At 68.5% G+C, this 9,434-nt stretch carries 7 protein-coding genes; 2 read left to right on the top strand and 5 right to left on the bottom strand.

What is annotated here, in order from left to right; all coding sequences use genetic code 11:
* Nucleotides 1–44: 44 nt before the first annotated feature.
* The 5 genes from aepY to ACM9NP_RS23120 all read right to left on the bottom strand — a co-directional run bounded on the left by aepY (nt 45) and on the right by ACM9NP_RS23120 (nt 6,067).
* Nucleotides 45–1,169 carry a phosphonopyruvate decarboxylase gene (gene aepY, locus ACM9NP_RS23140; RefSeq protein ID WP_415648883.1) on the bottom strand — a complete coding sequence of 375 codons (1,125 nt, stop codon included), beginning with the start codon at nt 1,167–1,169 and terminating at the stop codon, nt 45–47.
* Nucleotides 1,169–2,449: a phosphoenolpyruvate mutase gene (gene aepX / locus ACM9NP_RS23135; RefSeq protein WP_415648888.1), complete on the bottom strand. Its 1,281-nt coding sequence runs from the start codon at nt 2,447–2,449 to the stop codon at nt 1,169–1,171. Before aepX ends, aepY begins: the two co-directional genes overlap by 1 nt.
* A 379-nt stretch (nt 2,450–2,828) precedes the next feature.
* Nucleotides 2,829–4,475: a CDP-glycerol glycerophosphotransferase family protein gene (locus ACM9NP_RS23130; RefSeq protein WP_415648882.1), complete on the bottom strand. Its 1,647-nt coding sequence runs from the start codon at nt 4,473–4,475 to the stop codon at nt 2,829–2,831.
* Between the two features lie 3 nt (nt 4,476–4,478).
* A complete protein-coding gene (ispD, locus tag ACM9NP_RS23125; protein WP_415648881.1) occupies nt 4,479–5,192 on the bottom strand; it encodes a 2-C-methyl-D-erythritol 4-phosphate cytidylyltransferase in 714 nt (237 codons plus the stop codon).
* Entirely contained in the window at nt 5,189–6,067 is an 879-nt protein-coding gene (locus tag ACM9NP_RS23120) for a CDP-alcohol phosphatidyltransferase family protein (protein WP_415648879.1), read from the bottom strand. Before ACM9NP_RS23120 ends, ispD begins: the two co-directional genes overlap by 4 nt.
* A gap of 372 nt (nt 6,068–6,439) precedes the next feature.
* Here ACM9NP_RS23120 and ACM9NP_RS23115 point away from each other — a divergent pair, with 372 nt between their 5' ends.
* Together ACM9NP_RS23115 and ACM9NP_RS23110 are read left to right on the top strand one after the other, a co-directional pair.
* On the top strand, nt 6,440–7,195 hold the full coding sequence (locus tag ACM9NP_RS23115; protein ID WP_415648878.1) for an ABC transporter ATP-binding protein: 756 nt from the start codon (nt 6,440–6,442) through the stop codon (nt 7,193–7,195).
* A complete protein-coding gene (locus ACM9NP_RS23110) occupies nt 7,195–9,261 on the top strand; it encodes a DUF5941 domain-containing protein (RefSeq protein WP_415648877.1) in 2,067 nt (688 codons plus the stop codon). The genes ACM9NP_RS23115 and ACM9NP_RS23110 overlap by 1 nt, the downstream gene beginning before the upstream one ends.
* Nucleotides 9,262–9,434: the final 173 nt, after the last annotated feature.

Below are 9,434 nucleotides of genomic sequence, written 5' to 3'. Positions count from 1 at the left end.
GTCCGGGATGGACCGACGGCACGTGTTCGTCGCGTTGGTCGTCATTACCGCAGGGCGGCGATGAACGCGTCCTTGCTCTCGGCCGGGGTGCGGGTCGGCCGCCCCAGGTCGGCGCGGCTGCCGGGCTTGACCTTCAGCTCCAGCAGGCTCGGCCCGCCCTCTTCGCGGAGTTTCGCGACGCGGGCGGGCAGTTCGGAGAGGTCGCCCGTCGCGGTCGCGTAGCGGTACCCGAGGGCCCGCGCGGCGGCCGGAATGTCGACCTTGTCGATCGACGTGGGCTGTCCGCCGACGCTGTCGTGGACGCCGTTGTTGAAGACGACGTGGAAGTACGTCGACGGCGCGTGGTCGGCGATGACGGCGAGGCTGCCGAGGTGCATCAGCAGGGCGCCGTCGCCGTCGAAGCACCACACCTCGCGGTCGGGTTCGCTCATCGCGACGCCGAGGGCGATCGCGCTCGCGTGGCCCATGCCGCCGACGGTGAGGAAGTCCCGGTCGCCGCTCTCGTCGGCGTTGACGCGGTACTCGAACAGCTCACGGCTGAGCATGCCCGTCGTCGACACGATCGCGGCGTCGGAGCCGACGGCCTTCGTCAGGGCGATGAGCGCGTCCTCGCGAGTCGGCAGCGTCGTCTCCGGCTTCGGCAGCTTCGGGCCGCCCGAGAAGGTGCCCTTCTCGACGAGCAGCACGTACGGCGTCTTCTTCTCGACGGCCTCGGCGAGCGCCTCCTCGACGAGCTTCTCGGCTTCGTCGGGGTCGTGCGGGAGGATCGACCACGGCAGGTCCATCGCCTCGACGAGTTCACGCTGGACGCGACCCTGCTTGACGTGCTGGGGCTCGTCCTTGACGCCGGGCTGGCCGCGCCAGCCGACGACGATCAGCATCGGGATGCCGTAAACGTCGGCGTCGGCGAGCGACAGCAGCGGGTTGACGGTGTTGCCGAACCCGGAGTTCTGCATGTAGACGACGGCCGGGGTCGACGTCTTCAGGTAGTGGCCGATGGCCAGGCCGACGGCAGCGCCCTCGTTGGCGGTGATGACGTGCCGCTCGCGCGGCAGGTTCGCCATGATGTGGCTGCCGAGCTCCTTCAACAGCGAGTCGGGGACGCCCGTGAACAGGCTGACCCCGGCCGAGCTGAGGTGGTCGGTGAACCGCTTCGGATCGATGCTCATCAGGATTCGTTCTCCGGGATGATCGCCAGGGCTTCCTTGATGTTGGCGATCTCGGAGTCGACCTCGGCGGACCGGCTGTTCTCCAGGATCGACTTGGCGACCTTCGACATCGACTTGTACGCCGCGCGCATGAGGTGGTTGGCGTAGATGACGACGTTGACGCCCTTGTCGGCGAGCTCCGCCTCGGTGACCTTGTTGTAGCTGGTCGGGACGACGACGAGGGGGACCTTCTTGTCGAACTTCGCGAAGTGGTCGCAGAACTCGTAGACCTCGTCGGGGGACTTGTTGCGCGAGTGGATCATGATGCCGTCCGCGCCGCCCTCGATGTAGGCCTTGGCGCGCGTGACCGCGTCGTCCATGCCCTTTTCGAGGATGAGGGACTCGATGCGGGCGATGATCATGAAGTCTTTCGTGACCTGGGCCTTCTTGCCGACCTGGATGCGGTGCACGAAGTCTTCGATGGAGGACTGGGTCTGCTCGACCTCGGTGCCGAAGAGCGAGTTGCGCTTCAGGCCCTCCTTGTCCTCGATGATGACGGCGGAGACGCCGAGGCGCTCCAGCGAGCGGACGGTGTAGCTGAAGTGCTCGGGCTTGCCGCCGGTGTCGCCGTCGAAGATGAGCGGCTTGGTGGTGACCTCGAACAGGTCGTTGATCGTCTGGAGGCGCGAGGAGATGTCGACGGCCTCGATGTCGGGCTTGCCGCGCGCGGTCGAGTCGGTCAGCGACGACGACCACATGCCGTCGAATTCGACGGTGCGGCCCTCGTGCTCGGCGGTCGTCGTCTCGATGATCAGACCAGTCAGTCCATTGTGCGCTTCGAGGATGCGGACGATGGGCTTGTTGTCGATGAGGCGGCGCAGCCGGGACAGGCGGACGGCGGGGGTGGTACCGACCTCCTTCACGGACTTGTTGAGCGCGGTCGAGGAGATGCCCTCGGTGTAGGCGACCTCGACGAGTTCGCCTCCCCACTTCTCCAGAGTCTCGATGACCCGCTGACGGGTCTGCGCCTGCACGCCCGTGCGCCAGTCGTCACCGTGGACGACGAAGTTGGGCTTGACCTTCTCCAGGTTCTCGACGTAGTCGAGCGTTTCCTGGGGGATGACGGCGGCGACGCCCTTGATGTTCTCGACGACGGCCTTGCGCTGGTCGTACGACATGTGCGGCAGCCGCTTGTAGCTGGCGATGGCCGCGTCGGTCAACAGCCCGATGGTCACGTCGCCCAGCTCGGCGGCCTTCTGGAGGATGTTGATATGCCCGGGGTGGACGAGATCCGCGCTCATCCCCACATACACGGTGGGTTTGCTCGACAAGATGGCTCCTTGACTAGGTAATTGATCTTGGCCCACCTCCGTTGGCGGACACGTGTGCATAGAGGCTCCGGCGTGATGCCGTCCTGCTACGAAGCTTCCTGACGCTTCGCTCTGTTTCGTCGTCGAAGGCTTCCGCGCGCAACCCGGCACGAGGAACCTGCTCCGCCGCGCACCGCTCGGCCCGGAAGCTTCTCGCTACGGATGATCATGTGAACCGAAACCTCTTATCGCTGGCCGTTGAGACAATACCTCTCGGTGTTCGTCTTTCGTTTACACGGCCGTGACTCGATCGACGGGAAAACGGACGAAACCGGAACGAGTCGACTTCTCTATCCCGTTGGCGGCGACGTCATCGGGCACCCTGCCCGGTCGGCGTCAGATAGCAGTCCCTGGCCGCGTCCGCGAAGGCGTCCCTATAGGACTCGGTCGGGAAGTCGCCCAGGTAGTACCGCTTCATCGCGGCGCGCTTGTCCGCCAACGGATCGACGTCGAGCAGTTGCTCGCACACCTTGTCGAGGCCGACTCCGTCGGCGGCCACGCGGTACGCGGCGGCGGCGAGCGGCAGCTCCGCCGCGAGACCGTCGCCGAGGTTCGTCATGTCGGTGATCGCGAACGGCCGTTCCGAGTACAGCCAGTCGGACGCGGCGCCGGACACGTCGCACACCATCACGTCGGCCGCGTTGATGCAGTCGATGAGACTCATGTCGACGCTGGTGCGACGGCCGAACAGGTGGCGGCGGCCCGTGCGTTCGGCGTCGGCCGCGAGCAGCCGCTCCACCGCGTCGAGCTGCCGCGCGGCGGCCGGGTTGCGGCGGGTGTACGGGTGCGGCCGGACGATCATGGTGACGCCGCGTGCGAGCATCGCCTCGCACAGGCGCTCCGCCAACGGCAGCGAACAGAAGTTCACGTCCGACGACAGGCCGGTCCACGTCGGCGCGTACAGGCAGACCACGTCGTCACCGGTGCGCGCGGGCCGGACGTCGACGGCGGAGGCCTGCGGGTGACCGACGAGCCGGAAGTGCGACGTCGGGATGTCGATGCCGTGGTTGTGGTACCGGTCGACACCCGCCTGACCCGCGACGAAGATCCGGTCGTACATCGCGCTGATCGGGTTGTAACTGGCGGGCTTGTCGCTGTCGCCGTGCATGAGCTGGACGTGTGTCAGGTGCGCGAAGCGGACGCACTGCGTGTTCTGCATGCTGTTGTTGACGTAGAACACGGCCCGGATCGAGTCGACCAGCGTCCGCTCCAGGTCGGCGACGCTCGGGGCGACGACGATCGGCGTCGAGGTCAGTGACGCGATCAGCGGGAGGAAGGCCTTGTCCCGCAGGATGATCACGTAGTCGTCGCCGAGGTCGTCGAAATACGGCAGCCACATCGACAACTGGTACTGCGATCCCGGTGGCGCGGCGAAGTGAATCGCGAAGCGCGGCGCGTGCGCGGTCACGGCGTCCTGGACGCCCGTGTCGGCCGTGTGCGCGTGCCGACGACGACCCCGCCACGACAGGACCGTCGCCGCGCCGAGCGCGAACGCGCCGACGCCGACCGCGACGGCGACGGGCCAGCCGGGAACGTTCGCCGCGCCGACGACGAGCAGCGCGATCGCGAGCGCCATCGACACCACGTAGACGTTGCGGGTGGACAGCGACGTCTTGACTCCTCGGCGGACCGTGAGGTTCGCCGTGAGGACGGTGGTGGACGTCAGTGCGGTGAGCAGGCGCGGCTCGAACGCGATGACCGCGACGAGGAGCACGCCGGCGATCGCGGCACCGGCGTCAGCGTCGGCCGCGGCGGCGGTGACGAGCGCGGCGACGGTGAGGGCGCGCCCGAGCGGGTTGTGGCCGAGACCGTCGAGTCGGTACGTGGTGAGCTGGTACGCGATGGCGATCGCGGCGAGCGCGTAGCCCGGCCATTGCTGGTCGAGGAGCGCGAACGCGGCGAGCGCGAGCACCGGTAGACCCGGCGGGATCAGCGTGTCCAGCAGTTTACGGATCATCGTTCACAGTGTCCTGTCGCGGAGTAGCCGGTCGGCGAGGTCGACGTCCTGCGGGTGGGTGACCTTGATGTTGTCGTCCGAGCCCGCGACGACGGCGATGGGGACGTCGGGCGCGTAGCGGCGGACGACGCCGCAGTCGTCGGTGGGGACGAACCCGGTGTCGGTGACGGCGGCTTCGTGGCAGCGAGCGAGCAGGCCGAGTCGGAAGGCCTGCGGGGTCTGCACGCGGCGCAGGCCGGCCCGGTCGGGCAGGTCGGTGACGAGGTCGACGTCGCCGTTCGACGATACGCCGACGATGGTGTCTGTCGTGGGAACGGCGAGGGTGGCGGCGTCGAAGCGGTCGAGGATCGCCGCGCAGGCGTCGACCTGGTCGACCGTCACGAGGGGGCGGACGGCGTCGTGGATCAGCACCTTCGTGTCGGGGTCCTCGTCGGCGAGGACCCCGAGCGCGGCCCTGGTGGAGGCGTCGCGGGTGGCTCCGCCCGGGCCGAGATGCCGGACGGAGTATCCATAGTGGTCTATGATCCGGCGGGCGGCGTCAACGTGCTCGGCGGGCATCAGGACGACGATGTCGTCGACGGATCGCGCGGCCGTGAACACGTCGAGGGTGTGCGCGAGGATCGGCTTCCCCGCGACGTCGAGGAGCTGCTTGGGTACGTCGGCCCCCATGCGTCGGCCGGTGCCGCCCGCCAGCAGGACCGCGACGGTCCTCGTCATGGCGCGGCGGGCACGGGCGCGGCGAGTTGGCGGTCCACGTCGCGTGCGGACAGGTAGAGCTTGTACGTGACGGCGGCTTCGACGAGGAGCACCAGCGCCATCGCGCCGATCGAGAACGCGGCGATGAGCGTCGTCAACGGGCCGACGATGAAGACGGCCATCTGGAACTCGACGCCCGAGAAGAGATGCGAGCGGACGCGGTGCCGCACCAGCGCGTCTCTCAGCCGGTTGAACCAGCCGAACCGCTGCTTGAAGGAGTGCTGGACGTCGACGACGACCGCGCCGTCATCGGCGGCCCGCTCGGATGCGGCGTCACCGAGGACGAGTTGCGCCTCGTCCTGGAGACGGAGCTGGTCGACGGACGTGCCGGCGCGCTCGGCGAGCTTCTGCCGCATGCCCCGGCGAGTGTCCTTCATGTACAAAGCGTTGAGGTAGCGGAACATGTCGCAGAAGACGACGCCGATCGCGAGGTACATGAACAGGACCTCGCCCGTCGCCGCGTACTGGCCGCCGAACAGCGCCACCGTGCACGCGAGCACCCGCAAGCGATCGAAGATGTAGTCGAGCCAGCCGCCGAACGCCGAACCGCCGCCGCGCAACCGCGCGAGCTTGCCGTCCATGCAGTCGATCGTGAAGCTCAGGTGGAACAGCAGCGCGCCGACCGCGAGGAACGGCCACGACGCCTGCCAGAAGCACACGGCCGCGCCGATGCCGAACACGAACGCCGTCACCGTCAGCACGTTCGGCGTGATCACACGCCACGGCGACACCAACCGCACCAGCGGACCGGCGACGGGATCGACGAGGAACACCGTCCACCACGCGTCTCGTTCTTTGTAGGTGGCCCGTATCTCGGCCCGAGTTACGCGTTTCACTGGTCTCCTTCGACACCCACGCGCGGCGCTCGGCCGCGACAGTCGGCCGACCATACCAAATCCGGCAATTACCGCCTTTGCCTCGCGGTCGCCTCCGAGACAGGCCCACGGCACCATGACGACATCGCTCCGACACCGTCCCGACGCCCGTTGGGAGCCCGCCGTTCCCACGCCGTTTCCGGCCTGGATTCATCGACCGGGTCGGCGGTAGCATTGACGCCGGTGAACGGCCCGGCCCAACGCGCACGCGAACACGTCGTAAAGTCTTCGGCTAACGCGTAAGCGCGAAACGTCGGCCACCGGGCGCGGCGAGGCCGCAACCGGCCACCCATCCACCCTTCCGGTTCCACCGAGGCGGTTGAATACAAGGCGATGACTGAGCAACCGATCATTGAGGCCCACAACCTCGGCGTCCGTTTCGCCGTGGGACGGCGCCGCAACGCCAAAATCCGCGAAATGTTCATCCACAAGGGCAAGCGCAGCCAGATCGGCGACGAATTCTGGCCCCTGCGCAACCTCAGCTTCGAGGTCCAACCCGGTGAGGCCATCGGGGTGATCGGGTCCAACGGCACCGGAAAGTCGACGCTCCTGAGACTCATCGCGGGCGTCCTCATCCCCGACGAGGGCACCGTCATCCGACGAGGGCGCGTGGCCCCGCTCATCGCCCTGTCCGCCGGGTTCTCCGGCGACCTCACCGGCCGCGAGAACGTCCAACTCGTCGCCTCGCTGCACGGCATGAGCCGCCAACAGCTGAAGGCCAAGTTCGACGAGATCGTCGCGTTCGCCGAGGTCGAGGACCACATCGACACCCCGGTGCGGCACTACTCGTCCGGGATGAAGGTCCGACTCGGCTTCGCCGTCATCTCGCAGCTGGAACACCCGATCCTGCTCGTGGACGAGGCGCTCGCCGTCGGCGACAAACGCTTCAAGAAGAAGTGCTACAAGGTCATGCGCTCGCTCCTCGACGAGGGCCGCACGCTCGTCCTCGTCTCCCACAGCGAGAAGGACCTGACGAAGTTCTGCAACCGCGGCATGTACCTCAACCGCGGCCAGCTCATCGTCAACGGCACCGTCGACGAGGCCCTCGCGGCCTACCAACAAGTCGAGGACGCGAAGGTGCCCGCCTGATGCGTGCGGTGCTGCTCGCCGACACCCCCACGACGAACGCACTGCTCGACGGGCACACCGTCTTCGACCGGCTCGTCGCGCAGTTGAACCGCTTCGACGTCACCGACATCACCGTCATCGCGCGGCCCGGCTGCGAGCCGAACCGCAACGTCACCGTGATCACGTCCGCCGATGTCGCGTCCGACCTCGCGTTCCTCGCCGAGTACGCCGACGCGAGCGACGAACCGACCATCGTCGCGTCCGCCGACGCGATCCTCGCCGACACCGCCGCCTCCCAGGTGTTGTCCGACCCGACCCGCCGCTCCGGCGCGCTCGTCGTCAGCGGCACCCACGACGGATCGCACGCGCCCCGACTGCGCCTCGAACGCGGCCTCGTCGTCTCCGTCGGCACGGACTTCCACGTCGCCCACGGCGCCAACGGGTACGGGGCCGGTCTCGCGAAGATCAGCGCCCCGTACGTACCGGACTGGCGGGCCGCGCTGCGACAGCTCCTCGCCGACGACGTGACCGCGCTGGCTCAGCGCGCCGACGCGTGGACCCTGCAACTGCTCGCCCTCGTCCGCGGCGGCGCCAAACTCACCGCCTACCAGGTGCCGGGCCTCGAATACCGACGCCCCGACGACGACGCCGACGCGACCACGCTGGTCGGCCGGATCGACGCCGTCGACGAGGACGCCGTCCGCATGGGCCTGTGCGTCAAACGCGACGACGATTTGTTCGCCACGTACTCGATCAGCACCTGGTCTCGGCACCTCGTCCGTTTCTTCGAGCGTCTGAAATGGACGCCCGTCGCCGTGACGTGGCTGTCGATCCTGTTCGCCGTGATCGCCGCCGGCCTGTTCGTCGAGGCGAGCCGCGTCGCCCTCATCGGCGGCGCCGTCGCGCTGTACCTCAGCTTCGCACTGGACTGTGTGGATGGTCAGCTGGCCCGGTACGCGCACCGCTTCAGCGCCTTCGGCGGCTGGCTCGACATGATCGCCGACCGCGGCAAGGAATACCTGATGTACGCGGGCCTCGCGGCGGGCGCCGCCGCGAACGGCCTCACCTGGGCCTGGCCCCTCGCGATCGCCGCGATCACCGTCCAGGTCGTCCGCCACATGATGGACACCTGGTACGGCACCATGCAGGACGCCGCGACCCTCCGCCAAGCGGAACAGTCACTGCTCGCGGGCTCCGACAAGTTCGCGCCCGCAGGCGGCGGGACGGGCGAGACCGGTTCGGCCGCCGTCCGCATCGGACGCCAGCTCGGCGCGCTGTCGGCGAAGTTCACGTCCCAACACCGTTCGCCGTCCTACTGGTTCAAACGCACCATCGTCTTCCCGGTCGGGGAACGCTGGCTCGTCATGGGCCTCGGCGCGGCGCTGTTCGACGGCCGGGTCGCGCTCGCGGCCCTCCTCGCGTGGCAGCTCCTCGCCTTCGCGTACACCCTCGCCGGGCGAACCCTGCGATCGTGGGCCGCGAAGGTCCCCGTGCTCGCCAGGGAAGGTGACGTGTCGACCCACCGCGACGACGGCCTGATCGCCCGCTTCGCGCGGGCGGGCGCCCCGCCGCTCCCCGTCGCCGCGCTCGCCTTGGCGCTCATCGTCTCGTCACTCGTGCTCATCGTGTCGACACCGGGCTTCGCTCGTGGGGCGGCCGCACTCGCGGGCATCCTGTTCGTCGCCGTCGTCGCGACCGCGAGGAACCCGCACTCGGGACCGCTCGACTGGCTCGTCCCGGCCTGCCTACGCGCGGGCGAGTTCGGCATGATCATCGCTTGTGGACTCGCTGCCGACGTACCGGCCCCGCTGGTGTACGCGCTGCTGTTCGTCCTCTCGCTGTACCACTACGACCTCGCCGCCCGGATCGACAAGGCGGCCTCGCCGCTGGACTCGCGCGCCTTCGGCCTCGGCTGGGACGGCCGCACCGCCGTCGTCCTGCTGTCGCTGATCCCCGGCCTCGGCGTGGTCGTCTTCGCGGCGCTGACCGTGTACATCGGGGTCGTGTTCCTCGGTGGCGCGCTCCTGGGTCGACGGATCGCGTCCGCCACGAGGAAGGGCACCCCCACGCCCGCCCCCGCGCTCTAGGCACCCGCCGCTCCATTCTCGGGGTCGCCTACGGCGGGCCTCCTGGCCAGTCAGACCGGACCGAGCACCGCACCGTCCACTCCGCTTGGTTGGGCAAATGTCGAAAACACGCCTGATTTCGCAATTTGCCCAACCAAGCGGTACTTTTGCCCAACCAAGCGGTGGCGGGTGGG

The sequence above is a fragment of the Stackebrandtia soli genome, from assembly GCF_965137155.1.
GTDB classification, from domain to species: Bacteria; Actinomycetota; Actinomycetes; order Mycobacteriales; family Micromonosporaceae; genus Stackebrandtia; species Stackebrandtia soli.
This window is presented reverse-complemented; position numbering and strand designations above follow the sequence as displayed.

What these genes read in the sequence shown, in the direction of transcription:
- ACM9NP_RS23110 (WP_415648877.1), top strand. Translation starts at nt 7,195, where the DNA reads ATGCGTGCGGTGCTGCTCGCCGACACCCCCACGACGAACGCACTGCTC.
- ACM9NP_RS23115 (WP_415648878.1), top strand. Translation starts at nt 6,440, where the DNA reads ATGACTGAGCAACCGATCATTGAGGCCCACAACCTCGGCGTCCGTTTC.
- aepX (WP_415648888.1), bottom strand. Translation starts at nt 2,449, where the DNA reads ATGAGCGCGGATCTCGTCCACCCCGGGCATATCAACATCCTCCAGAAG.
- ACM9NP_RS23130 (WP_415648882.1), bottom strand. Translation starts at nt 4,475, where the DNA reads ATGATCCGTAAACTGCTGGACACGCTGATCCCGCCGGGTCTACCGGTG.
- ispD (WP_415648881.1), bottom strand. Translation starts at nt 5,192, where the DNA reads ATGACGAGGACCGTCGCGGTCCTGCTGGCGGGCGGCACCGGCCGACGC.
- aepY (WP_415648883.1), bottom strand. Translation starts at nt 1,169, where the DNA reads ATGAGCATCGATCCGAAGCGGTTCACCGACCACCTCAGCTCGGCCGGG.